The 26,992-nt window shown below is 71.8% G+C and carries 21 protein-coding genes; 14 read left to right on the top strand and 7 right to left on the bottom strand.

Translation table 11 applies throughout. The features are described 5' to 3' along the window. Positions 1 to 275 precede the first annotated feature (275 nt). The gene (locus ACIQBL_RS30235) at positions 276 to 2,723 is read left to right on the top strand and encodes a SpoIIE family protein phosphatase (RefSeq protein WP_401946807.1); all 2,448 of its coding nucleotides are present in this window, start codon (positions 276 to 278) and stop codon (positions 2,721 to 2,723) included. Positions 2,724 to 2,764: 41 nt separating this feature from the next. On the opposite strand, the gene ACIQBL_RS30230 is transcribed toward ACIQBL_RS30235, so the two are convergent. The 6 genes from ACIQBL_RS30230 to ACIQBL_RS30205 form a co-directional block, all read right to left on the bottom strand. Further along, entirely contained in the window at positions 2,765 to 4,009 is a 1,245-nt protein-coding gene (locus tag ACIQBL_RS30230; RefSeq protein ID WP_401946805.1) for a hypothetical protein, read from the bottom strand. Between the two features lie 131 nt (positions 4,010 to 4,140). Further along, positions 4,141 to 5,256 carry a 2-oxoacid:ferredoxin oxidoreductase subunit beta gene (locus tag ACIQBL_RS30225; RefSeq protein WP_401946803.1) on the bottom strand — a complete coding sequence of 372 codons (1,116 nt, stop codon included), beginning with the start codon at positions 5,254 to 5,256 and terminating at the stop codon, positions 4,141 to 4,143. Continuing rightward, on the bottom strand, positions 5,253 to 7,253 hold the full coding sequence (locus ACIQBL_RS30220) for a 2-oxoacid:acceptor oxidoreductase subunit alpha (protein ID WP_401946896.1): 2,001 nt from the start codon (positions 7,251 to 7,253) through the stop codon (positions 5,253 to 5,255). The genes ACIQBL_RS30225 and ACIQBL_RS30220 overlap by 4 nt, the downstream gene beginning before the upstream one ends. After that, positions 7,250 to 7,951, bottom strand: a complete 702-nt coding sequence (locus tag ACIQBL_RS30215; protein ID WP_401946801.1) for a nuclear transport factor 2 family protein — start codon at positions 7,949 to 7,951, stop codon at positions 7,250 to 7,252. Before ACIQBL_RS30215 ends, ACIQBL_RS30220 begins: the two co-directional genes overlap by 4 nt. A 54-nt stretch (positions 7,952 to 8,005) precedes the next feature. Further along, positions 8,006 to 9,481 (bottom strand): FAD-dependent oxidoreductase, encoded by a 1,476-nt coding sequence (locus ACIQBL_RS30210; RefSeq protein WP_401946799.1) that lies wholly within the window; start codon positions 9,479 to 9,481, stop codon positions 8,006 to 8,008. Further along, positions 9,478 to 10,953: an FAD-dependent oxidoreductase gene (locus ACIQBL_RS30205; protein ID WP_401946796.1), complete on the bottom strand. Its 1,476-nt coding sequence runs from the start codon at positions 10,951 to 10,953 to the stop codon at positions 9,478 to 9,480. The genes ACIQBL_RS30210 and ACIQBL_RS30205 overlap by 4 nt, the downstream gene beginning before the upstream one ends. 448 nt (positions 10,954 to 11,401) lie before the next feature. Here ACIQBL_RS30205 and ACIQBL_RS30200 point away from each other — a divergent pair, with 448 nt between their 5' ends. Genes ACIQBL_RS30200 through ACIQBL_RS30185 form a run of 4 tightly spaced genes read left to right on the top strand, consistent with a single transcriptional unit; the run spans position 11,402 to position 16,552 of the window. Then, positions 11,402 to 12,961 (top strand): ABC transporter substrate-binding protein, encoded by a 1,560-nt coding sequence (locus tag ACIQBL_RS30200; protein WP_401946794.1) that lies wholly within the window; start codon positions 11,402 to 11,404, stop codon positions 12,959 to 12,961. Positions 12,962 to 12,978: 17 nt separating this feature from the next. Further along, positions 12,979 to 13,929 (top strand): ABC transporter permease, encoded by a 951-nt coding sequence (locus tag ACIQBL_RS30195; protein ID WP_401946791.1) that lies wholly within the window; start codon positions 12,979 to 12,981, stop codon positions 13,927 to 13,929. Further along, entirely contained in the window at positions 13,926 to 15,656 is a 1,731-nt protein-coding gene (locus ACIQBL_RS30190; RefSeq protein ID WP_401946788.1) for a dipeptide/oligopeptide/nickel ABC transporter permease/ATP-binding protein, read from the top strand. Before ACIQBL_RS30195 ends, ACIQBL_RS30190 begins: the two co-directional genes overlap by 4 nt. Continuing rightward, positions 15,653 to 16,552: an ATP-binding cassette domain-containing protein gene (locus tag ACIQBL_RS30185; RefSeq protein ID WP_401946783.1), complete on the top strand. Its 900-nt coding sequence runs from the start codon at positions 15,653 to 15,655 to the stop codon at positions 16,550 to 16,552. Before ACIQBL_RS30190 ends, ACIQBL_RS30185 begins: the two co-directional genes overlap by 4 nt. Positions 16,553 to 16,734: 182 nt before the next feature. On the opposite strand, the gene ACIQBL_RS30180 is transcribed toward ACIQBL_RS30185, so the two are convergent. Then, positions 16,735 to 17,733 (bottom strand): LacI family DNA-binding transcriptional regulator, encoded by a 999-nt coding sequence (locus ACIQBL_RS30180; RefSeq protein WP_401946778.1) that lies wholly within the window; start codon positions 17,731 to 17,733, stop codon positions 16,735 to 16,737. A gap of 149 nt (positions 17,734 to 17,882) precedes the next feature. Here ACIQBL_RS30180 and ACIQBL_RS30175 point away from each other — a divergent pair, with 149 nt between their 5' ends. The 9 genes from ACIQBL_RS30175 (at position 17,883) to ACIQBL_RS30135 (ending at position 26,915) form a co-directional block, all read left to right on the top strand. Continuing rightward, complete coding sequence (locus ACIQBL_RS30175) at positions 17,883 to 19,127, top strand: amino acid ABC transporter substrate-binding protein (protein WP_401946775.1); 1,245 nt, start codon at positions 17,883 to 17,885, stop codon at positions 19,125 to 19,127. A 3-nt stretch (positions 19,128 to 19,130) separates the two neighbouring features. After that, positions 19,131 to 20,009, top strand: a complete 879-nt coding sequence (locus tag ACIQBL_RS30170; protein WP_401946772.1) for a branched-chain amino acid ABC transporter permease — start codon at positions 19,131 to 19,133, stop codon at positions 20,007 to 20,009. After that, positions 20,006 to 20,980, top strand: coding sequence for a branched-chain amino acid ABC transporter permease (locus tag ACIQBL_RS30165; protein ID WP_401946769.1), 975 nt, complete (start codon positions 20,006 to 20,008; stop codon positions 20,978 to 20,980). The genes ACIQBL_RS30170 and ACIQBL_RS30165 overlap by 4 nt, the downstream gene beginning before the upstream one ends. Further along, positions 20,977 to 21,714, top strand: coding sequence for an ABC transporter ATP-binding protein (locus tag ACIQBL_RS30160; protein WP_401946767.1), 738 nt, complete (start codon positions 20,977 to 20,979; stop codon positions 21,712 to 21,714). Before ACIQBL_RS30165 ends, ACIQBL_RS30160 begins: the two co-directional genes overlap by 4 nt. Positions 21,715 to 21,719: 5 nt before the next feature. After that, the gene (locus ACIQBL_RS30155; protein ID WP_401946764.1) at positions 21,720 to 22,457 is read left to right on the top strand and encodes an ABC transporter ATP-binding protein; all 738 of its coding nucleotides are present in this window, start codon (positions 21,720 to 21,722) and stop codon (positions 22,455 to 22,457) included. 298 nt (positions 22,458 to 22,755) lie between these two features. Further along, positions 22,756 to 23,706 carry an NAD(P)-dependent oxidoreductase gene (locus tag ACIQBL_RS30150; protein WP_401946761.1) on the top strand — a complete coding sequence of 317 codons (951 nt, stop codon included), beginning with the start codon at positions 22,756 to 22,758 and terminating at the stop codon, positions 23,704 to 23,706. Continuing rightward, on the top strand, positions 23,703 to 24,950 hold the full coding sequence (locus ACIQBL_RS30145) for a M24 family metallopeptidase (RefSeq protein WP_401946758.1): 1,248 nt from the start codon (positions 23,703 to 23,705) through the stop codon (positions 24,948 to 24,950). The genes ACIQBL_RS30150 and ACIQBL_RS30145 overlap by 4 nt, the downstream gene beginning before the upstream one ends. Before the next feature lie 10 nt (positions 24,951 to 24,960). Continuing rightward, positions 24,961 to 25,941 carry a thiamine pyrophosphate-dependent dehydrogenase E1 component subunit alpha gene (locus ACIQBL_RS30140; protein WP_401946756.1) on the top strand — a complete coding sequence of 327 codons (981 nt, stop codon included), beginning with the start codon at positions 24,961 to 24,963 and terminating at the stop codon, positions 25,939 to 25,941. Next, the gene (locus ACIQBL_RS30135) at positions 25,929 to 26,915 is read left to right on the top strand and encodes an alpha-ketoacid dehydrogenase subunit beta (RefSeq protein ID WP_401946753.1); all 987 of its coding nucleotides are present in this window, start codon (positions 25,929 to 25,931) and stop codon (positions 26,913 to 26,915) included. Before ACIQBL_RS30140 ends, ACIQBL_RS30135 begins: the two co-directional genes overlap by 13 nt. Positions 26,916 to 26,992: the final 77 nt, after the last annotated feature.

Raw genomic sequence — 26,992 nt, 5'->3', positions numbered from 1 at the left:
CGGGCAGTCACAGGCCGGCCTCGGACGGCCTCCCACCGGCCGCAGAGTAGGCGGCCCGGTGTCAGACTCGAACATAAGGAAAGCCACGACACGGGATGCGGCTCCGGAGGGGGCAAACCGGGCTCAGTGTGGTTGGCTCGCCCCGCGGACCTCGATCGCGGCGAGGCCGCGTGCGGATGGCGGCGGAACCCCGGTCGAGCCCGTGGCACCGCGGGACGCCGGAGAGGGCTCCGGCCCACCCGCTCCGCTCGGTCGGGAGCGAGGAAGGGAGGCCCATGAACGGCAGGGGCGTCACACCCACAGGCCCGGAGGAGCGCGTGCCGGAGGACTTCGCCGTCGTCGTCGACGCCGGTGGAGTGGTCATGGTGTGGAGCGCCGGAGCCGAGCGGCTGCTCGGCTACGAGCCCGCCGAGATCGTGGGCCGGCCTGCCGCCGACCTGCTCGCCGCGGGTCTGCCCGAGTCCACGCGGCGACACCTGGCCGCCGGCCGGCCGATGGCCAGTGAGGTGGCGCTGCGGCACCGGGACGGGGACCGTGTCGTCGTACGACTGCAGGGCACTCCGATGGCGAACGCGGGGCGCGAGCGGCTCTGGCTCGTGACGGGAGCCGCGCCGGTGAGCGTGGCCGGGCGGCCGGAGCCGAAGGACGCGGCCCTGTGGGACCTCGCTCTCGCGCAGCTCCCCGTGCCGGTGGCGGTCTACGACCGCGAGGCCCGGCTGATGGCCGCGAATGCGGTCATGTCCCAGCTGATGGGCATGACCGTGGCGGAGATGCGCGGCAAGACCCTGTGGGAGATCGAGCCCCATCCGCCTTTCGACGAGTACGACCGTCTCCAGCGGCAGGTGCTGCGCACCGGGCGGACGGTGTTCCACGAGGCGCACGGGAAGGCCCCCGGTGAGACCCGGGAGCACGCCTGGTCCATGTTCATGTCGCCGTTGAAGGACGAGAGCGGCATTGTCCAGGGGCTGTCCGCAGCCGTCTTCGACACCACGGAACAGTACTGGGCCCGCCGCCGCCTGGTGGTCCTCAACGACGCCGGTGTCCGTATCGGCAGCACCCTGGACGTGAGCAGGACGGCCGAGGAACTGGCCGACGTGGCCGTGACCGGTTTCGCGGATTTCGTCACGGTGGACCTGTTGGAATCCGTCGCCCTGGGCGACGAGCCGGAACCGGTGCCGCCGGACGGACCCGTCGCCGTACGCCGCACGGCCCAGCGGTCGGTGCTGGCGGGCTGCCCGGAGTCGGTGATCGCCTCGGGGCACAGACTCGTGTACCCGGTGGGAACACCGCCGGTGCGGACCCTCGTCGCCGGCCATGGCACACGGCACTCGGCCGGAGAGCCGGGGATGCAGGAGTGGATCAGGTCCTCCGAGGCCCGCGCCGAGAGCGTGAGCAAGTACATGATCCACTCGGTGATGCTGGTACCGCTGCGCGCCCGAGGGGTGACCCTGGGCCTGGTGCACTTCCTCCGGCACCGGACGGCGGAGTCCTTCAGCGAGGACGACCTGCTGCTCGCGGAGGAGATCGTCGCCAGGGCCGCGGTGAGTGTGGACAACGCCCGCCGCTACACCCGTGAACGCCGCACCGCGCTGGCGCTCCAGCGCAGCCTCCTTCCCGACCGGCCGCGGGACCTGGCCGCGATGGAGGTGGCCTACCGCTACCTGCCGGCCGGTTCCGGCGCGGAGGTGGGCGGGGACTGGTTCGACGTGATTCCGCTGTCCGGCGCGCGGGTCGCCCTGGTCGTGGGCGACGTGGTGGGCCACGGTATTCAGGCCTCCGCGACGATGGGCCGCCTGCGGACCGCCGTACGCACACTCGCGGACCTCGACCTCGCCCCCGACGAGTTGCTCACCCAGCTCGACGACCTCGTCATCAGACTCGACCGGGAGGAGGGGCCGGAGGCACGCGGCCGGGCGCAGGACTCGTCCGGCGAGGTCGGGGCCACGTGCATGTACACCGTGTACGACCCCGTGTCCCGGCACTGCACCATGGCCCGCGCGGGACATCCGCCGGCCGCCCTGGTGACCCCCGACGGCGTCGTACGGTTCCTGGACGTGCCGGCCGGGCCACCGCTCGGCATCGGCGGGCTGCCGTTCGAGGCCGTCGAGATGGAGCTGCCGGAGGGCAGCCTGCTCGCCCTCTACACCGACGGTCTGGTCGAGGCGGCCGACCACGACATCGACGTCGGGCTCGCACTGCTCCGCGAGGCGTTGAGCGGTCCCGCCGCGCCTCTGGAGGAGACCTGCGACCAGGTACTGCGCACCGTGCTGAGCGACCGACCGGGCGACGACATCGTGCTGATGCTCGCGCGGACCGCGGCGCTCGACGCCGACCAGGTGCGCACCTGGCAGCTGCCGCGGGATCCCGCGGCCGTGGCGGGCGCCCGCAAGAACGTGGGCGAACAACTGGCCGTCTGGGGGCTGTCCGAGACGGCGTTCGCCACCGAGCTGATCGTCAGCGAGCTGGTCACGAACGCCATCCGGTACGGCACGGATCCCATCGTTCTGAGGCTCGTCCGGGACTCGACGCTCATCTGCGAGGTCTCCGACGGCAGCAGCACCGCGCCGCATCTGCGGCGAGCGCGTGTCTTCGACGAGGGCGGGCGCGGGCTGATGCTCGTGGCCCGGCTCGCCGAGCGCTGGGGCACCCGCCAGACCTCCGCCGGGAAGACCATCTGGGCGGAACAGGCACTGCCCACCGACACGCTCGGCGCCCCGACCTGACGGTCGGCCCGTACCTGTGCGGCGTGACCTCGGGGATGCCGTCAGGACGACGGGGTGAGTGTCCCTCCCCCGGCCAGCCGGTAGGTCCCGCCGTCCAGGTAGGCGTTGGCGGTGAGGGAGGCGTCGTAGGTGATGGTGTGGGCGCTGCTGATACCCCGCGCCTCGTCGCCCCGGATCCGCAGTCCCGTGACCGAGGTCAGCGCCGAGTCGGCGGGCGAGGACCAGCTCGCCCCGGCGCGCAGCGCGAGCGCGGCTCCGGCGATCGTGCCCCGGAGCCGGGTGCCGGAGGCTTCCAGCCGCAGCGTGCCGCCCCCGGACACCGTGGCCAACTGGTCTGTGGCCGACCGGAGTTCGGCTCCGTCGGAGACGTGGACGACGGTCGAGCCGCCGGTGAAGGCGAACACGGGGCCGCCCTGTGCGGTGAGTGAACCACCGCGTATGGTCAGCGTGTTGTCGCTGGTGCCCATGGCGAAGCCCATGACTCCGTCCTCGGCTCCCGTGAGGTCGCTGTGGTCGGCGAGCACGGTGGTGGTCGTCCCGGCCATCACCACGGCGTTGTCCGAGCGCGCGACCCCGTGGACCCGGTACGCCTTGATGGTGCCGGTCGCGTAGAGGACGGTCGAGTACTTGCCGGTGGCCAGCAGCCGGCCACCGTGGACCTCGACCGTGCCGTCGCCCTGGTCGGTCGCCACGGCGGAGCCGTGACAGGCTGTGGAGACCATGTCCACGTCGCGCAGGACGGCGCTGCCGTCATGGCTGACGAGGACCGGATGCGCGAACTGTCCGGAGACGTCGATGCGCCCGCCGTTCATCGTGATCGACCCGTCGTAGTCGGCGTGCAGGCCGTTCGCACCCGATCCGGTCGTGGTGATGCTGCCGCCTCTGATGTCGATGTCACTGCCCGCGTCGGTGGACCGCACCGCGGCGTTGAGGCCGTAGAAGCTGCTGTCGTCCGCCGACTCGGTGTTGCCGCTCGTGACGACCGTGGGCCGCCGGAGTTGGAGGATGCCCGCGTTCTTCACCAGGACGGCGGTCTCGTTGTCGTTGTCGGCGCTGAACAGCGTGTCGGAGAACGTCCGCGTGCCCCCGTCCAGGGTGTAGGCCGAGGTACCGGTGATCGTGCCGGTCCCCCCGCCGGGGCCGGGTGCGCTGCACCCGGTCGGGTCGACGGTGTCGGCCCAGGCCGACGGAGCGCTCCCCACCACGCCCGAGGCGGCCAGTACGGCCAGCACCGGGAGCAGGACGATCCGACCCTTGCGCTTTCCGGTGAGCAAACTGCGATTCATGTCGGTCCCGTCTTGGTCAGGTTGGTTGAGTCATGGGCTGAAGTGCCGCGACCGCGGGCGCGTCGGCGGCGGTGACGCGGTCCGGTCGTCCGGGACGTCGCCTTCGGCACACGGCCGGGCGATCACGTAGGTCACGGGGTTTCTCCGGCGGCCGGGTGGGATGCCGGGGCGACGGTCCACGTCTCGGAGCCGTGGAGCAGTGCGGTGAGGTCGGCCGGGCCGGACCGGCGCGCGGCTGCCAGCTGGCCGCGGGCCAGGTCGTCGTAGCTGGGGCGTCGGACGGCGCGGAAGATTCCCATCGGGACGTGGCCGGTGTCCGGTGCGTCGAGCCGGGACAGGGAGAAGGCGTGGGTGGGGTCTGTCGTGCCGGTGTCGTGGACGACCGTGCGGGAGGTCTCGAAGCCGGTCCCGGGTGCCACGACCCGCAGCGCGCCGGTGTCGGGATCGCGGATCACCCGGTGTTCGCCGCCGGGCGGCCCGAAGCGCAGCGGTTCGCCGTGGCGCAGCGGGATGACGGCCGGCGGATGCGTGGCGTCCGTGCCGTCGCGCTTGAGGAGGTCGAAGGCGCCGTCGTTGAAGACGGGGCAGTGCTGGTAGATCTCCACCAGCGCCGAGCCGCGGTGCTCGGCGGCTGCGCCCAGCACTTCGGTGAGGCCCTTGCGGTCGGAGTCCTGTGCCCGGGCGACGAAGGTCGCTTCGGCCCCCAGTGCCAGCGAGACGGGATTGAAGGGGTGGTCGACCGAGCCCATCGGTGTCGACTTGGTGATCATGCCGGGCTCGGAGGTGGGCGAGTACTGGCCCTTGGTCAGGCCGTAGACGCGGTTGTTGAAGAGCAGGATCTTGACGTTGACGTTGCGGCGCAGGGCGTGGATGAGGTGGTTGCCGCCGATCGAGAGCGCGTCGCCGTCGCCGGTGACGACCCACACCGACAGGTCGGGGCGGGCGAGTGCCAGCCCGGTGGCGATGGCGGGTGCCCTGCCGTGGATGGAGTGCATCCCGTAGGTGTTCAGGTAGTAGGGGAAGCGGGAGGAGCAGCCGATGCCGGAGACGAAGACGATGTTCTCGCGGCGCAGGCCCAGGCGGGGCAGGAAGGACTGGACGGCGGCCAGCACCGCGTAGTCGCCACATCCCGGGCACCATCGCACCTCCTGGTCCGACCGGTAGGAGGCGGCGCTCTGCTCGCGGTCGTCGGCCGGGATGCCGTCGAGCCCTCGGAGGGTGGGCGATTCGAGGTCGATGGCGTTCATGGCGCGGTCCTCTGTGCGGTGCGGTCGGTCCCGGCGGCGCAGCCGGTCACGAAGTCGTCGATCGTGTCGGCGAGTTCGGCGGCGCCGAAGGGCACTCCGGACACCTTGGTCACCGAGCGGACGTCCGCCGTGTGGCGGGCGCGCAGCAGCTGCGCCAGTTGGCCGAGGTTCATCTCGGGCACGATCACCCGCTGGTAGCGGTCCAGTACCGCGTCCGTGTTGCCGGGCAGCGGGTTGAGGTGGCGCAGATGCGCCTGGGCGACGGACCGGCCGCGCGCCCGGACCCGGCGGCAGGCCGCGCCGATCGGTCCGTACGTCGAGCCCCAGCCCAGGACCAGTACCCGGGCGTTCCCGGAGGGGTCGTCCACCTCCAGGTCGGGCACGGCGACGCCGTCCACCTTGGCCCGGCGCAGCCGCACCATGCGCTCGTGGTTGGCGGGGTCGTAGGAGATGCCGCCGCTGCCGTCGTCCTTCTCCAGTCCGCCGACGCGGTGTTCCAGACCCGGCGTGCCGGGGACGGCCCACGGCCGGGCGAGGGTGTCGGGGTCGCGCAGATAGGGCCAGAAGGCGCCCGAGCCGTCGGGGGCGTTCGGTTCGGTGGCGAACTCCGGTCGCAGGTCGGGGAGTTGGTCCACGTCGGGGATCCGCCAGGGTTCGGAGCCGTTGGCCAGGGAGCCGTCCGACAGCAGCAGTACCGGAGTCCGGTACGCGAACGCGATCCGGGCCGCCTCCAGCGCGGTGTCGAAGCAGTCGGCCGGCGAGCGCGGGGCCAGCACCGGCACGGGGGCCTCGCCGTTGCGGCCGTACATGGCCTGGAGCAGGTCGGCCTGTTCGGTCTTGGTCGGCAGCCCGGTCGAGGGGCCGCCGCGCTGTACGTCCACGACGACCAGCGGAAGCTCGATCATCACCGCGAGGCCGATGGTCTCGCTCTTGAGCGCGAGCCCGGGACCGGACGTGGAGGTCACGCCCAGGGCGCCGCCGAACGCCGCGCCGAGGGCTGCGCCGATCCCGGCGATCTCGTCCTCCGCCTGGAAGGTCAGGACGTCGAACTCCTTGTGCCGGGACAGTTCGTGGAGGATGTCCGAGGCCGGCGTGATCGGATAGCTGCCGAGCAGCAGCGGCAGCTCCGCCCGGCGGGCCGCCGCGACGAGGCCGTAGGCGAGTGCGGTGTTCCCGGTGATCTGCCGGTAGGTGCCGGGCGGGAGCGAGGCGGGAGCGATCCGGTACGTGCTCGCGAACGCCTCGGTGGTCTCGCCGTAGTTCCAACCGGCTTGCAGCGCACGCGCGTTGGCCTCCGCGAGGTCCGGGCGGGAGGCGAACCGGTCACGCAGGAATCGCTCGGTGCCCTCGGTGGGGCGGTGGTACATCCAGGACAGCAGGCCGAGCGCGAACATGTTCTTCGCCCGGTCGGTGTCCTTGCGGGACATCCCGGATCCGGCGAGGGCTCCGTGGGTCAGGGTGGCCATGGCGACCCGGTGGACCTGGAACGCGTCCAGGCTTCCGTCGTCCAGCGGCGAGGTCTCGTATCCGGCCCTGGTCAGGTTGCGGCGGGTGAACTCGTCGGTGTTGACGACGAGCACGGCTCCCGGTGCCAGGTCCGCGAGGTTGGCCCTGAGTGCGGCGGGGTTCATCGCCACCAGTACGTCCGGCCGGTCGCCCGGGGTGAGGATGTCGTGGTCGGCGAAGTGCACCTGGAACGAGGAGACCCCCGGGACCGTGCCCTTCGGGGCGCGGATCTCTGCCGGGTAGTTCGGCAGGGTCGCGAGGTCGTTGCCGAACAGGGCGGCTGCCGAGGTGAAGCGGTCGCCGGTGAGTTGCATGCCGTCGCCCGAGTCGCCGGCGAACCGGACCACCACCCGGTCCAGTTGTGTCGTCTGCGCCGTCACGGCGCTCCTCCTGAACTCCGCATCGTATGCGGCGGACGGGGACCGGTCCCCCGCCTGAGGCGGTGGGGAACCGGCGCACGGTGGGGAAATAGGGGCGGGTACGCGGGTCAGTAGGCGTCCGTGACCCGGTCGAACGCCGTGTACGGTGCGGGCGGGGCGGGCTCGTTGGCGTAGACCCGGTCGGGGCGGTAGTTCCAGTGGGTCGTCGGCGGCCGGTCCGGCGCGTACTCGGCGGGCAGCGGCGGCATGTCGTCGGGGTTCATGTCGTCGGGCTCCTCGGCCCAGCTCTTCTCGAAGGCGCACATGAAGATGCCGTAGACGTGCAGGTGCCAGATCTTCCACTCGCCGTTCTCGAGGATGAAGTCGCAGGCGTACTTGCACCAGGCCCAGTTGGCGACCGGCGTGGGGTCGTCCAGCTTGTGGAAGCTGGGGCCGGTCTCGTGGCCCGGGGAGACCCAGACCCCGCGGGCGGTCCGCAGGTCCTCGGCCACCTCGACGACCGGGGTGGTCAGCGCGTGCATGTGCATCTTGCCGGTGGGGTCGCCGTCGGCCCAGACGTGGAAGCCGGGGTAGCAGCGCTTGATGCCCTCGGGGCCCTCGTAGACGCCCCACATCATCTCGGCCCGCACGTCCGGGGTGTCCATCGCGAACAGGTCCAGGCATTCCTGGTGCATGTTCGCGGAGTGGAGGAAGGAGTAACGGCCCATCAGGTTCTGGATCTCGTGCACGGCCTCCATGCGGGCGAGGCGCTGCTCCACGGTCATGGCCTTGGCCCGGTGGGAAACGGTGGGCACTGTTTCGACTGACATCGACAGCCTTTCGGTTCTGATGTTCGGTTCCATGGGAGTTCGGCTCCATGGGAGCTACGGCGCTCGGCGCCCGCGAGCGGGGACGGTCCGGGCGGCACAACGGCCTGCGATACGGCCGGAGTTGTAACTGAAGGACGTGCTGTTGCCCGACATGACGAACGGATAGGTGCCGCCGTAGAGGTCGTTGACATCGCGGCCGGCGCCGAAGAGTCCGGGGATCGGGAGCCCCCGGGAGTCGACGGCGCGGCAGAGGTCGTCCACGGCGAAGCCGCCGAGGCTGCCGTAGCCGCCCACGGAGAACCGGGCGGCGTAGAGGAGTTGGCCGTCCTCGACGGGCCGCAGATAGCGGGCGGGTTTGTGCATCAGGGTGTCCCGTCCGGTGCGGCACGCCTGGTTGTACTCCTCCACCGTGCGGCGCAGGGCGTCGGGTTCCAGTCCCGCGCGGTCCGCCAGTTCCGCCACGGATCCGGCACGCAGGATGTGCGGGAAGCCTTCGGCGACCGCCTTCGACACCGAGGCGTCGAAGTCCGGGGGTCCGGTGAGCGGGAGCTTGGACATCAGGAAGTCCCAACCGTCCCGCTCGTAGCAGGAGTTGATGTCCGCGGTGAGGATCATCAGGCCGTGCCCGCCGGGCTGTCTGGCGACCGCGTTGGCCGCGTAGCCGGGGTGGCGCATGACCGACTCGTCCATGAAGCGGCGGGCGAGGCCGTTGACCATGAGGTTGGGCTGGCGGAACGAGCCCAGTTCGGGCGGTGTGCCGCCCGGACCCCAGTACGGTTCCGGGAGGCAGACGTAGGTCTCCATCATGGTCAGGCCGGGCGCGGCGCCGGCCGCGAGGGCCAACGCGATGCCGTCGCCGGTGAGTTCGGGGTGCGCGAAGGAGAACAGGTCGGTGCCGTGCCGGTAGCCGGTGTGCCGTTCGATCAGTTCGGGTGAGCCGCCGAAGCCGCCGGTCGCCACCACGACCGCGCCGGTGTCCACCCGCGTGGGACCGTCCGTGCTGTCCGGCGCCGTCCACGTCACGCCGACCACGGCGCCGGCCGCGTCGGTCACCAGGTCCCGCGCCCGGCACCGGGTGCGCAGGCGCACGCCGAGCTGACGGGCGCGGTCGGCCAGCACGCCGGTGATCTCGGGGCTGTCCGGCTCCCGGTAGTGCCAGGTCGGCTGGGCACCGAGGTAGTAGGCGACCACGTCGCTGAACTCGACGCCCATCCACGACAGCCACTCGATGGTGTCGGCGGACTGTTCGACGTACGCGGAGACCAGCCGTGCGTCGCTGCGCCACTGCGTGTGTTCCATCATCCGGTGGAACGCCTCGTCGCGGGTGAGCGGGATCTGCCGGTCGCGCTGCATCCGTGTCCCGACGGCGAAGAGTCCCGCGCCGCCGTGGATGGCCCCGCCGATCCGCTCGGTCTTCTCCAGGACCAGGACCCGGGCGCCCGCCTCGGCGGCGCTGACCGCCGCCGCGAGTCCCGCGCAGCCGGAACCGAGGACGACGACGTCGGCGCTGTCCCGCGTCTCGCCGGTCATGGCCGGTCCCCCGCGGCGTGCCGGCCGGCCTGCTCGCCCGCGATCCGGCCGGAGTTGACGGCGAAGCCGAGGGCCATGCCGAACAGGTGCTGGCCGCAGTAGTCGGTGCCCTGCCAGCCGGAGGCCATCGAGCCGGACACGTACAGACCGGGTACCGGGGTGTAGTCCTCGCCCAGGGCGTGCATCTCCTCGTCCACCCGGACCGGGCCGACGGTGTCGATCATCATCGGGCCGAACCGGATCGCATGGAACGGGGGTTCCACCAGCGCCCGCAGGTAGCGGCGATCCTTGACGAACTCGGCGTCGTAGCCGCGGGCGCAGTGCTCGTTGTAGTCGGCGACGCTCTTCTCCAGGGCACCGGCCGGTGCGCCGATCCAGGCGGCGACCTCCGCCCAGGAGTTCGCGGTGACCGCCCAGTCGCCCACCGAGGCGGCGCTCTCCAGGTGTTTGCGCAGATGCGCGGGGCGCAGCGGGGCCCGTGGCAGCAGCCAGCCCCGGTCGTCGACGTCGCTGATCATGGCGTCGTCGTAGAGGGCGAAGCCGGTCATGCCGGGCTGGCGCAGCAGCGGGTTGGCGCCGGTCTGGAGGTGGATCGCCACGCTCTCGTCGCTGAAGCGGCGGCCCAGCCGGTTGACCCACACGGTGTCGGGCTGGCGGGTGGCGGGACCGAGGCTGTACTCGTTGGGCCGCTCGCTGCTGGAGCAGGTCTCCTTGATCAGCGTGGCGTGCGGTTCGAGGCGGACCCCTGCCTCCGCGGCCATCCTGATGCCGTCCCCGTTCATCGGGATGCGGAATCCGCCGAGGGTCTCGTCGTAGAAGTAGAAGTACTTCCGCATGAGTTCGGGGTCGCCGTGGAAGCCGCCGGTGGCGAGCACCACGGCGCGGGCCTCGACGACTTCCTCGCGGCCGTCGCGTTCGACCACCACGCCGGTGACGGCGCCGTCCTCGCCGGTGCGCAGGGCCACCGCCTTGGCGCCGGTCCACACCTCGCCGCCCCGGGCCTGGAAGGTCTCGCCGAGGGCACGGACGACCTGGCTGAACTTCAGCAGGGTGTGCCCGCCGTGGTCTTCGAGCCGGGCCGGCACATGCCAGGTCGGGGCGTGGTCGTAGGACATCTTGTACTCGACGCTGATGACGAAGTCGATTCCGGTCTTCTCCGTCAGCCACGCGATGGTCTGCCCCGACCTGTTGATGACCGTGCGCAGGATGCGCGGGTCGACACGCTCGTGGTGATGCCATGCCATCGCGGTGCGGAACACCTCGTCGGCCGAGACGTCGACGATGGCGTCGCGTTGCTGGCGGGTCTCGCAGGCCCACAGCCCGGTGGCGAAGACGGCGTTGCCGCCGAGCTTCGCCCGCTCCTCCAGCAGGAGCACGCGGCCCGCTCCGCTGTCCTGGGCCGCGACCGCGGCGGCCGGCCCTGCGCCGCCGCCGCCGATGACGACGACGTCTGCGGATGTGCTTGGTTGCACGGGTGAGCCTCCCGATCGGCGCTGGTGTGACGGTGCGAGCAGTCTGGACAGGCGCTGTCGGCCGGGCCAAGAGGTTGCGGCATCGCGCGTGGGGATCCGAGGGATCGGGCGGACGGTGGGCGATTTCCGATATGCGCGAAATGCGGAATGAAGCGCCCATCCATCGGCCGCCGCGATACGAGGGGCCGCCAACCCTTGTGGACAAATGCTCTTTATCCGATACAGGGAGATAAAGCCATTTGCGCCCCCTGTAGCCCCGACGATCCCCCTGAACAGGCGATTGACCCCGCCCAAGGGCGCTCCGGGGCCCTGGTAACAGCCCCGGCGATACCAGAGATCACCCAGAGCGATCATCCGACCGTATTCCCACCCCTCGCGGGAGCTGTTCCACTCCTGGTCGAACCGTCATGGCCAGCTTGCCGACGGCATGCACCTCCAGGGAGCCCACATGAATCCAACCCGCCGGGCCGCCGCCGTTGCCGGCGCGGCACTGCTGCTCTGCGCCACCGCCGCCTGCGGAGGCGGCGGCTCCGCCGGCAGCACGGGCGGCGGCGACACCCTCGCCATCGGCCTGCAGATGTCACTGCCGAGCCTCAACCCGGTCCTCAGCCCCATCAGCCCCACCCTGGTGTACGCCTACGACCCGCTGATCTACCGGGCGAACAACGGCACTTACGTGCCGGACCTGGCCACCAAGTGGGGCTACGTCGGCAGCGGCAACCGCGTCTTCCAGCTGACGCTGCGCTCGGGCGCGAAGTTCGCGGACGGGACGCCGCTCACCGCGCAGGCGGTGAAGAACTCCCTCGACTACTTCCTGCGGACCCCGAACTCCAACCTGGCCGCGGCGGGCCCGATCTCCGCCGTGACGGCGGTCGGACAGCGCACCGTCCGCATCACCTACAAGTCGTCCTTCCCCAACGCCGTCGACTCCCTGACCCAGTTCTGGGGCATCGGACTGATCATCGGTCCCAAGGGCCTCGCGAGCCCGAAGGGCCTGGAGACCTCGACCGACGGTGTCGGCCAGTACACCCTCGACGCCTCGGGCACCCGGGCGGGGTCCGTCTACACCTTCGCGGCCGGCAAGACCTACTTCAACCAGTCCGCGATCCGCTACAAGAAGATCCAGATCCGCACGTACGCCACCGACAGCGCCCGCCTGAACGCCCTCAAGTCCGGCCAGATCCAGGACGCCACCCAGATCTCCCTCGGCCAGACCGGCACCGCCGCCGCGAACGGCTTCCAGCAGCTCAAGGGCAACACGACCTGGATGGTCACCCAGTTCCTCAACACCAAGTCGGGCCCCCTGGCGTCCAAGGCCGTGCGCCAGGCGCTCTCCTACGCGATCGACCGGAACACCATCGTCAAGGACTTCTACGGCGGACTCGCCGTCTCCCAGGACCAGTTCGCCCCGCGCGGCGTCGCCGGGTACAGCGCCGGTCTGGACAACGCCTACACGTACGACACCGCCAAGGCCAAGCAGCTCCTCGGCACCGCGGGATATGCCAAGGGCTTCACGCTCAAGCTGCTCACCGACCAGACCGCCGACCCCGGCGGATCACTGGGGCAGGTCCTCAGGAGCCAGCTCGCCAAGATCGGCGTCAAGGTCGAACTGAGCGTCAACACCGGCACGTTCCCCCAGCTCCAGTCCAAGCTCGCCTCCGGCGACTACGACGCGGCGCTGTTCAATCTCGCCTCGGTCGACCTGTACTCCACCGCCACCCAGTCCCTCGTGTCACCGAAGTCGCTGCTCAACCCCTCCGCCACCGCCGACCCCACGGCCATGCGGCTCCTGAACGCCGCCGCCACGGCCTCCGGTACGTCCGCGGTCCAGACCGCGCTGGTGGAACTCAACACCTACCTCACCCGCTCCGCCCTCGGCGTGCCCATCGTCACCCGCACCAACGTCGACCTGGTCAGCACGGACGTCGTCCTTCCGAGCACGTCCTACGTCACCCCCCAGCCGAGCATGATCGGCCCGGCCGCCTCCTACGCCTTCGCCGCCAAGTGACCTTGAGGCAGACAGACATGACTATCCGTCAACTGGTGCTCAGGAGGCTGGCCGTAGGGATCGTGCTGCTGTTCGTGGTGTCGGCGCTGACCTTCGTGCTGGTCGCCCTGATCCCCAGCGATCCCGCCCGCAGCATCCTCGGCAACACCGCCACCACCGACCAGATCGAGGCGCTGCGTTCGCAGTTGGGCCTGGACCGGCCGCTGTGGACGCAGTACACCTCCTGGGCGGGACACGCCCTGACGGGCGACCTCGGCAGTTCGCTGATCGCTCCGCAGTCCGTCACCTCCACCCTCGACGCCGACCTCAGCGTCACCCTTCCACTGGCGGTCGGCGCGGTGCTGGTGACCATGACCGCCGGAGTCGCCGCCGGCACCCTGGCGGCCCTGCGCGGTGGTGCGATCGCCCGCCTCATCGACCTCGTCGCACTGACCGGACTCGCCCTTCCGTCGTTCTGGGTCGCCCTGATCCTGGGCGAGTACTTCGGTGTGCGCCTCCACTGGCTGCCCGCCACCGGCTTCGTCGCCTTCGCGGACTCACCGCTCGGCTGGCTGCGGAGTCTGGTGCTGCCGGTGCTGGCGGTGGCCATCGGCGGGGTCGCCGCTGTCGCCAAGCAGACCCGGGAGAGCGTCGACGGGGTGCTGCGGCAGGAGTACATCCGTGCCCTGCGCGCCGACGGCCTTCCGCTACGGCGCGTCCTGTTCCTGCACGTGCTGCGCAACGCGGCCATCCCCGTGGTGGCGGTCGGCGGCACCCAGTTCGTCGCCGTCCTGGGCGGCACCGTCATCGTCGAGAACGTCTTCGCGCTGCCGGGACTGGGCTCGACGGTGGTGCGTGCAGCCCAGGACCACGACCTGCCGCTGATCGTCGGCGCGGCCGTGTACTTCTGCGTGCTCGTCGTGCTGGCGAACCTGCTGGTCGACGTGTTGTTCGCCCTCCTCAACCCCAAGCTCCGGAACGCCTCATGAACACGCTCGCCGGCCTGCCGCGCCGTCTCGCCCGCAAGCGGGTGGCGCTGGCCGCCCTCGCCTTCCTCGTCCTGCTCGTGGCGCTCGCCCTCGCCGCCCCGTGGCTGCACCTGCCGTCCCCGACCGAGGGTGAACTGGCCGACGCACGGCTGGGACCCGGCTGGGCCCACCCGCTCGGCACCGATCAGACGGGCCGCGACACGCTGAGCCGCCTCGTCTGGGGCGCCCGTCCCTCACTGCTCTACACCGCCGAGGCCGTCACCGTGGCCCTCGCCGTCGGCATACCCCTGGGAGTACTGGCCGGGTTCGTCGGCGGCCGGGCGGACCGCGCGCTCATCGCGGCGGACGACGTCGTCATGGCGATGCCCGGCATGGTCGTCCTGCTCGTGGTCCTGGCCATCTTCGGCAGCCACGTGTACTACGCCATGATCGCCATGGGCGTCATGCTCAGTGCCCCGTTCCTGCGTGTCGTGCGGGCGGCCACCCTCGACGTGCGCCGGGAGGCGTTCATCGACGCGGCCCGGGTCGCGGGCCTCTCCTCCTGGCGAATCATGTGGCGCCACGTGCTGCCGCGGATCGGTGGCGTGGTCCTCGTCCAGGGCTCCCTCCTCACCGGCATGGCGCTCCTGCTGTCCACCGGCATCGCCTATCTCGGCTTCGGCACCCAACCCCCTTATCCCTCATGGGGTTTGATGATCGGCGACGGCGCCCAGATCATGGGATCCAGCCCCTGGCTGGTGCTGTTCTCCGGCGCCGCGATCGGGCTGACCGTCATCGCCTGCGGCCTCGCGGGCGACGGACTCCGCGACATCGTCACCGAACAGTGGAGCGGCACCACGCGCCCCGTCCCGCCCCCACGCGCGGTGGTCAGGCGCCGCCCGGCCCCCGCGCCCCACGACGCCACCGGCGACGACACGGTCCTGCGCATCGAGGACCTGAGCATCCGCTACCCCTCGGCCGCGGGACACCGCACCGTGGTGCACGGAGTGAGCCTCGCGGTGCACGCCGGGGAGACCCTGGGGCTGGTCGGCGAGTCCGGCAGCGGCAAGACCGCCATCGCCCGGGCCGTCATGGGCATCCTCGTCGGCGGCGACATCGAGGCCGGCCGTATCGGCCTCGCCGGCCAGGACGTCACCGGCGTCGCCGGCTTCGCCCCGGCGGAGCGGTCCCGCCTGGGCATCGGTTACGTGTCCCAGGAGCCGCACGCCTCGCTCGACCCTTCCTGGCGGGTCGGCCACCTGGTCGCGGAGTCCCTGCGCCGGCACCGCGGCCTGACGGCGGCGCAGGCGCGCGAGCAGACGATCGCGCTGTTCGACCAGGTCAGACTCGAAGACCCCGAGTCGGTGGCCCGCCGCTACCCGCACGAGCTGTCCGGCGGCATGGCCCAGCGCGTCGCCATCGCCCGCGCACTGGCCCGCCGGCCCAGGCTGCTGATCGCCGACGAGCCCACCACGGCCCTCGACGTCACGGTCCAGGCGGAGATCCTCGACCTGTTGCGCGGTATCCAGGCGGAGACCGGCATGGCCATGCTCCTGATCACGCACGACTGGGGCGTCGTCGCCGATCTGTGCGACCGGGCCGCCGTGCTGAGAAACGGGGAGATCGTCGAACACGGCCCGGTGCTCCAGCTGTACGCCGACCCCCGGCACGCCTACACGCAGACCCTTCTCGCATCGGCTCCCATCCACATGATCGCCGAATTCCGTCACGAAGGAGCCGACAAGTGAGTGAGCAGCCCGCTACGACCGCGCAGCCTCTGCTGACGGTCGAGGACCTCCGGGTCAGCTACCGCCGACGGCGTCCGGAGACCGGCCGCGCGGCCGTCGACGGGGTCAGCCTGACGATCGCCCCGGGCGAGACCGTGGGCGTGGTCGGCGAATCCGGATCCGGCAAGTCGACACTCGCCCGTTCCCTCGTCGGCCTCACCGAACCCTGCGGAGGACGGATCACGTTCGACGGACGTGACATCACCCGGGCCGCCCGCGGCGACCGCCGTCGGCTCGCACGGCACATCCAGTACGTGTTCCAGGATCCGTACAGCTCACTCAACCCGACGCGTACGGTCGGCAGCACGCTCGCCGAGCCGCTGCTGGCGTCCGGGCGCGGCGACAGGTTCACGCGGCGGGCGAAGATCCAGAACATCCTGGAACTGGTCGGTCTGCCGGCCGACGCCGCCGATCACTACCCGGGCTCGTTCTCCGGCGGGCAGCGGCAGCGGATCGCCATCGCACGGGCGCTGGTCGTCTCCCCCCGCCTGGTGATCTGCGACGAGCCGACGAGCGCACTGGACGTCTCGATCCAGGCCCAGATCCTGCGCCTGCTGCGCGACCTCCAGTCGCGGTTCGGCATCAGCTACCTGTTCATCGCCCACAATCTCGACGTCGTACGCTGCATGGCCGACCGCACGGTCGTGATGCGTCGCGGACAGGTGGTCGAGGAGGGGCCGAGCGAGCGGATCGCCACCCGGCCCACCCACCCGTACACCCAGGCGCTGGTGGCGGCCATGCCACTGGCCGACCCGGTCGCCCAGCGAAAGCGCCGCGACCAGCGCCTTCCACCCGACCAGCAACGACACCGACCGGCCGCTGACCTGCCTCGACATCACGAGATCAAACAGCCATGACGCCGCCGTCTCCGGGTCGGGCGTAACCGTGGGTCCCCAGCGACCTACGCCGGATCGCGAACGCATGACCGGACGGCAGGCACCGATCCCCCGGGGATCACGAAGCGAAGAGGTCCATGATCGGGCAGAACACATCCGCACCGCTATGGCCTCCTCGACTCCCCACCTCCTGGCGGACGCCCTCAGCGGTGGGCCGTCGAGCCGCGGACGACCAGCCTGGTGGGCAGCAGGATGCTCCGGGGCGGCGTGGCGGCGCGCAAGTGGTCCAGGAGGAGTTGGGCGGCCTGCACGCCCATCCGGTGGTGCGGGACGTGGACCGTGGTGAGCGGCGGCCGGAAACGGTCCGCGAACGGCATGTCGTTGAAGCCGACGACGGACACGTCCGCCGGGCAGCGGCGGCCCAGGTCCTCCACGGCGCGCAGGGTGCCGAGGGCGATGAGGTCGTTGCCCGCGAGGACCGCGGTGGTGTCCGGGTGCCGTTCGAAGAGCAGCCGCGCGGCATCGTATCCGGCGGCCTCCGTGTAGCCCGCGCACTCCACGACGGCGGCACCGGGGGCGGCGGCGTGGAAGGCCCGCAGCCGGACGTATCCGGTGGACAGGGCCTGGGGCCCGGCGAGGTGGGCGAGCCGAGCGTGGCCGAGGGCGCGCAGGTGAGCCACCGCCTGGGCGACGCCGTCCGCGTCGTCGCCCAGCACGGCGGGCACGGCAGGCAGTTCGGTGGAGCGGTTGACGGTGACGACGGTGATCCGCTCCCGTACGGCGAATTCGAGCAAGGGATCGCGGCGGCGGGCGGTCGCGACGACGAAACCCTCGACCCGGCGGCTGCGCAGGGCGTGGAACTGGGCCCGCTCGCGGGCTTCGTCGGCGTCGGTGTTGACCAACAGGGCGGTGTAGCCGTGCTGTTCGAGGCGGTCCTGGATGCCGCGCACGATCGGCGGGAACAGCGGGTTGGTCAGGTCGGGGATGAGCACGCCGACGGCGGCGGTCCGGCTGGTGCGCAGGTCCCGGGCCAGCGTGTTGGGCACATAGCCGAGCCGGGTGGCCTCCAGCGAGACGCGGTGCGCGGTCCGGTCGCTGACCTGGTGCCGGGTGGCCGGGTTGAGCGCGCGGGACGCGGTCGCCTTGTGTACGCCGGCCGCACGGGCCACGTCGTCGAGCGTGGGCGGTCGGCCGCTGGTCATGCGGCGAGGCTAGGGCGTGCCGGGCGGGGCCGCAATCCATTGCGGTCGCTTTGCTCCAGCGGTCATTGACACCTCGGCCCGGCGGCAGCAGACTCCACCGCAATCGATCGCATGGGTGAGAAAGTCCCTTCCACGAAGGGTGTCTGATCATGCGTCATCCGTACCGTCACGCCTCCCTCTCCCGCGCGCTGTCCGCGGCCGCCGCGGCCACCGCCGTGCTGGTCGCCTGCAGTTCCTCGGCGAAGCCGACCTCCTCGGCGTCGTCCCACGCGCCGCTGAGGATCGGCATATCCCTGTCGCTCACCGGCGACTTCTCCGACCCGGGCAAGAGCGCCGAGCGGGGCTACCGGCTGTGGGCCGACACGGTGAACGCCAACGGCGGGATCCTCGGCCGCAAGGTGCGGCTCACCATCGTCGACGACACCTCCAGCCCCACCCAGGTGGTCGGCAACTACCAGAACCTGATCACCAAGGACCATGTCGACCTGACCTTCGGCCCGTTCTCCAGCCTGCTGACGATCCCCGCCTCCCAGGTGGCCAAACGCTACGGCTACGCGTTCCTGGAGCCGGCGGGCGGCGGACCGAAGGTCTTCGCCCAGCATCTGCACAACCTCTTCTTCGTGCAGCCGGCGCCCGTCGTCAAGCAGGGTGACGTGTTCGCCGACTACGTCCTCTCCCTCCCGGCGGACCGGCGGCCGAAGACCGCCGCGTATCCGGCGCTCGACGACCCCTTCGCCTCGCCGATCGCCGACGAGGTGCGCACCCGGCTGGAAGCCGCCGGCATCAAGACGGTCTACCAGCAGATCTACCCGGCCGAGATCACCGACCTGACCCCGGTGGTGTCCGCGATGGCCGCGAAGAAGCCCGACCTGGTCGTCGGCGGTACCCAGGCGGACGACGCCTACCGCATGGTCAAGGCCATGGTGCAGCTCAAGTGGGCGCCGAAGCTGCTCTATCTGTCCAACGGCGCGAACGACCCGCACAACTTCCCGGGCAACGTCGGCGCTTCGAACGTCGACGGGATCTTCTCCTCCGGTGACTGGTTCCCGAGCTCCAACACCTATGGCAACGCGGCCTTCCTCAAGGCCTACACCGCGAAGTACGGCGGCACCGCGAGCACGATCGACAGCACGTCCGCCGAGGCGTACTCCTGCGGGCAACTGCTTCAGGAAGTCGCCGCCAAGACCGGCAAGGTGGACAACGCGACCCTCATCTCCACGCTGCACAAGGGCAGTTGGCGGACCCTGGAGGGGGATCTCGGCTGGAACGCGGACGGGGCCGCCAACTCCTCGTACGTGCTGGTGCAGTGGATCGGCGGGAAGATGCTGCCGGTCTATCCGGCCGGCCGGGCGCAGCACGCGCCGGTGACCGCCGCGCTGCCGTGGGGTGGCTGAGCTGTGCACGAGGCGGTGCAGGCCGTCGTCCTCGGGGTCCTCACCGGGGGCGTGTACGCGCTGATGGCCAGCGGGCAGACGCTGATCTTCGGGGTGATGAAGGTGGTCAACCTCGCGCAGGGCGCGCTGGTGATCCTGGCGGCCTTCCTCAGCCACAGCCTGTTCACCGCGTGGGGTGTGGACCCCTTCCTGTCGGTGCTGATCATCGCGCCGCTGATGTTCGCGCTCGGCACGGCGGTGCAGTGGCTGCTGCTCCGCCCGCTGCACCAGGACGACGCCGCGCTGCTGTCGCTGCTGGTCACCTTCGCCGTCGCGCTGGGCATCGAGGGCGCGCTGACGCTGGTCTACCACGCCGACTACCGCACCACCCGGCCCGCGTACGTCGACCGGTCGTGGCGGATCGCCGGATACCAGGTCGGCGAGGTGCGGCTGGCGGCCTTCGCACTGTCGCTGGTCACGCTGGGCGGGCTGTGGCTGCTGCTGGCCCGGACCCGGTTCGGGCGGTCGGTGCGGGCGACCGTGCAGAACCCGGTCGCGGCCCGGCTGCTGGGCGTGGAGACGGCCCGGGTGGCGGCGCTCGGCTTCGGGCTGGGCGCGGCCACGGCTGCGGCGGCCGGGGCGGTGTACGGGATGGTGTACTCGTTCAACCCGAACAGCCACTACGACCTGATCTCGCGGCTGCTGTCGGTGGTGATCCTCGGCGGGCTCGGCAGCCTGGGCGGCACGGTGGTCGCCGCGCTGGTCATGGGCATCGCGTCGTCGCTGGTCGGGGCGCTGGTGTCGCCGGTGTGGTCGGACTTCAGCTTCTTCGTGGTGCTGCTGGCGGTGCTGCTGCTGCGCCCCCAGGGGCTGTTCGGCGCCCGGTTGCGGGGTGCGCTGTGAGGCGGTGGCTCGCGCGTTACGGATCGGGGCTGGCGGGGCTGGGCGCGCTCACGGCGCTGGTCGCGTTCCCGCTGGCCGTGTCGGCGCCCTGGCTGGTCACCATCGGGCTGTTCACCCTGATGTACGCGGCGCTGGCCAGCGCCTGGAACCTGGTCGGCGGCTACGCCGGGTATCCCTCGCTCGGGCACGCCGCCTTCTTCGGCATGGGCGCCTACGCGGAGGCGATCTGGTGGACGCACCGCACGGCGGGCTCGGGCTACGGGCCGTTCTGGACGCTGCCGCCGATCGGCCTGGCGGTGGCGGCCGTCGCGGTGCCGGTGGCGTGGATCGCCATGCGTACCCGCACGGACGTCTTCGCGATCGTCACCATCACCTTCCTCTTCGTCGTGCAGACCCTCGCCTTCAATCTGCGCGGGCTGACCGGCGGCGCCCAGGGCGTGGCCATGCCGGTCGCGCCCTTCGCCCCGGCGACCTTCGAACGGCCCTTCTACTACGCCATGCTGGCGCTGCTCGTGCTCGCGCTGGCCATGTCGTACGGCGTGCTGCACAGCAGGCTCGGGCTGGCCCTGACCGCGGTGCGCGGCGACGAGGACAAGGCGCGGGGCGTGGGGGTGCCGGTCGGTGCGGCGAAGCTGACGGCGTTCGCGCTGTCGGTGGTGGTGACCGCGATGGCCGGGGGCGTGTGGGCGTACTACCTGTCCTTCGTCTACCCGCAGTTCGCGGTCGACCCGCTGCTGTCCATCGGCATGGTGCTGATGGTGTTCCTCGGCGGGCGGGGCACCCTGTGGGGTCCGGTGCTGGGGGCGTTCGTGGTGGCGCCCGCTCAGCAGTACCTGGCCTACCGGTTCGGGGCCAGCCAGTTGTATCTGCTGGCGTACGCGGCGCTCTTCGTGGTCGTCATGCTGGTCATGCCGCGCGGTGCGCTGCCCACCCTGCGGGACCGGACGCGGCGGGCCGGGGCGCGGGCATGAGCGGGCCGCCGCTGCTCGAAGTCCGCGCCCTGACCAAGCGGTTCGGCGGGGTGTCCGCGGTGGCCGACTGCTCGTTCGCCGTCCACCGCTCCACGATCACCGGGCTGATCGGCCCCAACGGGTCGGGGAAGACCACCGTGTTCAACCTCGTCACCGGCCATCTGCCCGCCGACTCAGGGCAGTTGGTCTTCGACGGGCGGCCGGTGAGCAGGCCCGACCCCGGGCGGCTGTACCGGCGCGGGCTGTCCCGCACCTTCCAGCAGCCCCGGGTCTTCGGTGAACTGACCGTGCTGGAGAACCTGGTGACCGCCGCCGGCCATGGCTGGCGGGCACTGGCCGGGCGGCGGCTGGGCGCCCGGGACACATCCCGCGGCAAGGAACTGCTGGCCGAGTTCGGGCTGGACCGGCACCGGGACACGCCCGCCGCCGAACTGTCCTACGGGCAACGGAAGTTGCTGGAGTTCGCGGCGCTGCTGATGAGCGAGCCCGCGCTGGTGCTGCTCGACGAGCCGACGGCCGGGGTCAGTCCGGCGATGGTCGCCACGATCGAACGGCATGTGCGCGCCCGGCACGCGTCCGGCACCACGTTCCTTCTCGTCGAGCACGACATGGGCCTCGTCATGCGGCTGTGCGACCCCGTCATCGTGCTGGACGGCGGCACGGTGATCGCCGAGGGCCCGCCGGACGACGTACGGTCCCGGCCGCGCGTCCTCGACGCCTACCTCGGGGGGTGAACGGCATGCCGGACCTGCTCGTCCTCGACCACGTCACCGCGGGATACGGGCTGGGCGACGTACTGCACGGCCTCGACCTGACCGTGGCCGAGGGCGAGGTCGTCTGTCTCATCGGGCCCAACGGCGCCGGGAAGTCGACGGTCCTGCGCACGGTCAGCGGGCTGCTGCGGCCGGGCGGCGGGCAGGTCCTGCTGCGCGGCGAGCCGGTCGACCACCTGTCGCCGCGCCAACGGCTGCTGCGCGGCATCGCCCACGTACCGCAGGAGCGCAGCCTGTTCCCGGCGATGAGTGTCTGGGACAACCTGCTGATGGGCGGCCACATCCTCGACCGCGGCCGGGCCGGTCGGGCGGCCGTGCACGAGCGGGCGGACACCGTCACCGAGCAGTTCCCGATCGTCGCCGCCCGCCGCCGCGAGGCCGCCGGATCGCTGTCCGGCGGCGAGCAGAAACAGGTCGAACTCGCCCGCGCCCTGATGCTCGACCCGGCACTCATGCTGCTCGACGAACCGTCCATCGGCCTCGAACCCCGGGCCCGCCAGGCCGTGTTCGCCACCGTACGCGCCCTGGCCGACGCGGGCCGGGCCGTCCTCCTCGTCGAGCAGAACGCCCGCTCCGGCCTGGCCGTCGCCGACCGCGCCGCCGTCCTCGAATCCGGCCGCGTCCGCCTGACCGGGCCCGGCCGGGCGCTGCTCGCCGACCCGCGGGTGGCCCGGCTGTACCTGGGCGCGAAGGAGGAAGTCTGATGGCCGGCGGCACCCACCGCACCGGTACGGCCACTCCTGCGGCACTGCCGGGCCCCCGCGTACGGCCCGTCAGCCGGCCTGCCCGAGCCCGCCGACGGCCTGGCAGAGAAGGCCGCGCGAGCCTCGGCGGCGTACGAGGGGACGGAAGCGTCCGGGGCTCGACCGCGCGCATCACGTCCGCCCGAAGGTCGGCCCGCGCGCGTGCCCGGCGACCGCCGGCCCGGCGCGGTCGCGCACCGGCCGCGCACACCGACCCGCGGGCGGCCCGCCCGCACCCCGGCGCGAGGAAGGAAGCCCGATGCCCGACGACATTCCGCTGATCGGCTGGACCGGCACCGGCCGGATGGGATTCGCGCTCGCCGGGCGGCTGCTGGACGCGGGAACCCCGTTGGCGGTGCACAACCGCACGCGGGCCAAGGCCGAGCCGCTGGCCGTGCGGGGCGCCGGCGCGGTCGTAGTGGATGACGTGCGACAACTCGGGCCGTGTGACGTGGTGTTCACGATGGTGGCCGCCTCCGACGACTTCGCCGAGGTCACCATGGGCGAACGGGGCCTGCTGACCGGTGACACGACGCCGGGCGTGATCGTGGACTGCTCGACCGTGGACGCGGAGGTGTCCGCCGCCGTGCGGGCCGCCGCGGCCAGGACCGGCACCGCGCTGCTGGCCGCGCCGATCAGCGGCAACCCCAAGGTGGTCGCCGTGGGCCGGGCGAGTCTGGTGGTGTCCGGTCCCGAGGCCGCCTTCCGCCGGGTCCGGCCGCTGCTGGCGGCGCTGGGCGGCTCGGTGACGTACGTCGGGACCGGCGAGGCGGCCCGGCTGGTCAAGCTGGCCCACAACATGGTGCTGGCCGTCGTGGCGCAGGCGCTCGCCGAGTCGGTCGTTCTCGCGGAGCGGCACGGCGTGTCCCGGGCGGCGTACCTGGAGTTCCTCAACTCCTCGGTGCTGGGCTCGGCGTTCAGCCGCTACAAGTCGCCCGCGCTGGTGGGCCTCGACTTCACCCCGACCTTCACCACGGCGATGCTGCGCAAGGACCTCGATCTGGGGCTGGCCGCCGCCCGCACCGCAGAGGTGCCGATGCCGCTCGCCGCCGCCGTCCACCAGCTGGTCCAGGCGGCGGTCGGGGCCGGGCACGGCGGGTCGGACTTCGCCGCGCTGCTGCTGGAGCAGGCCCGTGCGGCGGGGCTCACGCTCACCCCGGAGGACGCCGAGGTGGACGACGGGCTGTCCGGCACGGGAGGCCCGCGATGACCACGGCACCGCGGCTCACCCCCGCTCCGGGCCACACCGCGGTCGACTTCGAGCAGCGCGTCGACTTCGACCGGCTGCGCGCCTACCGGCTGCGCCGGGCCCGCGCGGCGCTGGACGCCAGTGAGTTGGGCGCGCTGCTGGTCTTCGACACCAACAACATCCGCTACCTCACCTCGACGGTGATCGGCGAATGGGCCCGCGACAAGTTCACCCGCTACGCCCTGCTGACCCGCACCGGCGACCCGTACGTCTGGGACTTCGGCTCCGCCGCCCGCCACCACGAACTCCACGCCCCCTGGCTTGCCCCCGGCCACAGCCGCGCCGGGCTGCTCGGGCTGCGCGGCGCGATCGCCCCCGAGGCCGGGCTGTTCACCGCCGCCGTACGGGAGATCAAGGCGATCCTCGCCGAGGAGGGCGTCGCGGACCTGCCGGTCGGAGTGGACGCGGCCGAGCCGCCGATGCTCTTCGAACTCGCCCGGCAGGGCGTGCTCGTCGCGGACGGCCAGCAGGTCGTGCTGGACGCGCGGCAGCTCAAGTCCCCCGACGAGATCACCCTGTTGTCCATGGCCGCCGCGATGGTCGACGGCGTCTACCAGGACATCGCGGAGGCACTGAAGCCCGGCGTCCGCGAGAACGAGATCGTGGCACTCGCCAACAAGCGGCTGTACGAGATGGGTTCGGACGATGTCGAGGCGATCAACGCGGTGTCCGGGGAGCGTTGCAACCCGCACCCGCACAACTTCTCCGACCGGCTGATCCGCCCCGGCGACCAGGCGTTCTTCGACGTCATCCAGTCCTTCAACGGATACCGCACCTGCTACTACCGCACCTTCGCCGTCGGCAGCGCCACCTCGGCCCAGCGCGACGCGTACACCCGGGCGCGCGAGTGGATCGACGCCGCGATCGACCTGGTGAAGCCCGGCGTGAGCACCGACCGGATCGCCCGGGTGTGGCCGGCCGCCACCGAGTTCGGGTTCCGTGACGAAATGGCCGCGTTCGGCCTGCAGTTCGGCCATGGGCTCGGCCTCGGGCTGCACGAGCGGCCCATCATCAGCCGCCTCAACTCCCTTGAGAACCCGATGGAGATCACCGAGGGCATGGTCTTCGCCCTGGAGACCTACTGCCCGGCCGCCGACGGCTACTCGGCGGCCCGCATCGAGGAGGAGGTGCTGGTCACCGCCGACGGACCGCGCGTCCTCACCCGCTTCCCGGCCCAGGAACTGTTCATCGCCAACGCGTACTAAGGACGCACAGATGCCCACCGAGGACGAACAGCTCGCTCTGTACCGCACCCAGACCCGGATCCGGCTCTTCGAGAAGCGCGCCTACGACCTCTTCCTGCGGAACCTGGTCAAGGGCACCAGCCATCTCTCGCTCGGTCAGGAGGCCGTCGCCGCCGGGTTCGCCGTCGCCATGCGGCCCGACGACTACACCTTCGCCACCTATCGCGGGCACGCCCATGTCCTCGCCCGCGGCGCGCCGATGGCCGCCGTCATGGCCGAACTCCTGGGACGGGACAGCGGGTTGATGGCAGGCAAGGGCGGGTCCATGCACCTGACCAGCGTCGGGCACGGCGCGATGGGCTCGTACGCGATCGTCGGCGCCCATCTGCCGATCGCCGCGGGTGCGGCCTGGAGCGCCCAGTACCGGGGCAGCGGTCAAGTCGCGGTGTGCTTCTTCGGCGACGGCGCGACCAACATCGGCGCCTTCCACGAGGCGCTCAACCTGGCGGTGGTGTGGTCGCTGCCGGTGGTCTTCGTGTGCGAGAACAACCTCTACATGGAGTACACGCCGATCGCCGCCGTCACGGCCGTGCCCCGCCCCGCCGCCGACCGGGCCGCCGCATACGGGCTGGACGCCGTCGTGGTGGACGGCAACGACGCGGACGCCGTGCACGCGGTGGCCTCCGAGTCGCTCGCCAGGGCCCGCGACGGCGGCGGCCCGAGCCTGATCGAGGCGCTGACGTACCGGCACGGCGGCCACTCCCGCGCCGACCCGGCGAAGTACCGGCCCCCGGAGGAGGTCGACGCCTGGCTGGCCCGGGATCCGGTGCCGGCCTACCGGGAGCGGCTGCTGAAGCACGGTGTGCCGCCCGAGGTGCTCGACGGCCTCGACGCCGAGGCGCGGCAGGCGGTCGACGAGGCGACCGAGTCCGCCACGGCGGCGCCCCCGCCGTCACCCGAGCGGCTGCTCAGCCACGTATGGGCGAACGGAGGTGCGTCATGGCGCGGTTGACCTACCGCGAGGCCGTACGGCGGGCGATCGCCCAGGAGATGCGGCGGGACGAGCGCGTGGTCTTCCTCGGCGAGGACGTGGCGGCGGCCGGCGGGGTGTTCAAGGCGACGCCGGGCCTGCTGGAGGAGTTCGGGCCGCGCAGGGTGCGGGACACCCCGATCAGCGAACAGGCCATCCTGGGTGCGGCGATGGGCGCGGCGATGACCGGGCTGCGGCCGGTCGCCGAGATCATGTTCAGCGACTTCCTCGCCGTGTGCTGGGACATCGTCGCCAACGAGATCGCCAAGACCCGCTATATGACGGATGGTCAGATCTCGCTGCCTCTCGTCATCCGCACCGCGAACGGGGGCGGCCTGCGCTTCGGCGCCCAGCACTCGCAGAGCGTCGAGAACTGGGCGATGGCGGTGCCCGGCCTCAAGGTCGTGGCCCCCGCCTCCCCCGCCGACCTGATCGGCCTGTTCGCGGCGGCCGTACGGGATCCGGACCCGGTGCTCTTCTTCGAGCAGAAGTCCCTCTACCCGGTCCGGGGCGAGGTCCCGGACGGGGAACTCCTGGACACCCTCGGCACCGCCCGGATCCTGCGCACCGGGGCCGACGCCACCCTCGTCGCCCTGGCCGCGATGGTCCCGCGCGCCCTGGCGGCGGCCGACCTGCTCGCGGCCGACGGCATCGGCTGCACGGTCGTCGACCTGCGGTCCCTGGTACCGCTCGACGTGACAACGGTCCTGGAGGCGGTGGCCACCACGGGCCGGCTCTTCACCGTCGAGGAGAACCCCCGGCTGTGCGGCTGGGGCGCCGAGGTCGCGTCGCTGGCCGCCGAGGAGGCGTACGGCGCGCTGACCGGGCCCATCGTCCGCATCACCACCCCGCACATCCCGCTGCCCGCCGCCGACGTCCTGGAGGACCTCGCCATGCCGTCCGCCGCGCGGATCGCCGCAACTGTGCGCGAGTCACTGGGCACCAGCCGGAAGTAGACCCCGACCCGCGGGGACAGGTCCCGGAGCGACAACTCGGACGAACCCATTCCGCATCGTCGATCATGACCGGTTTT

The organism is Streptomyces sp. NPDC088350, assembly GCF_044753545.1.
In the GTDB taxonomy this organism is placed as follows: domain Bacteria; phylum Actinomycetota; class Actinomycetes; order Streptomycetales; family Streptomycetaceae; genus Streptomyces.
The sequence above is the reverse complement of the archived record's forward strand: the minus strand, read 5'-3'. Positions and strand labels throughout refer to the sequence as shown.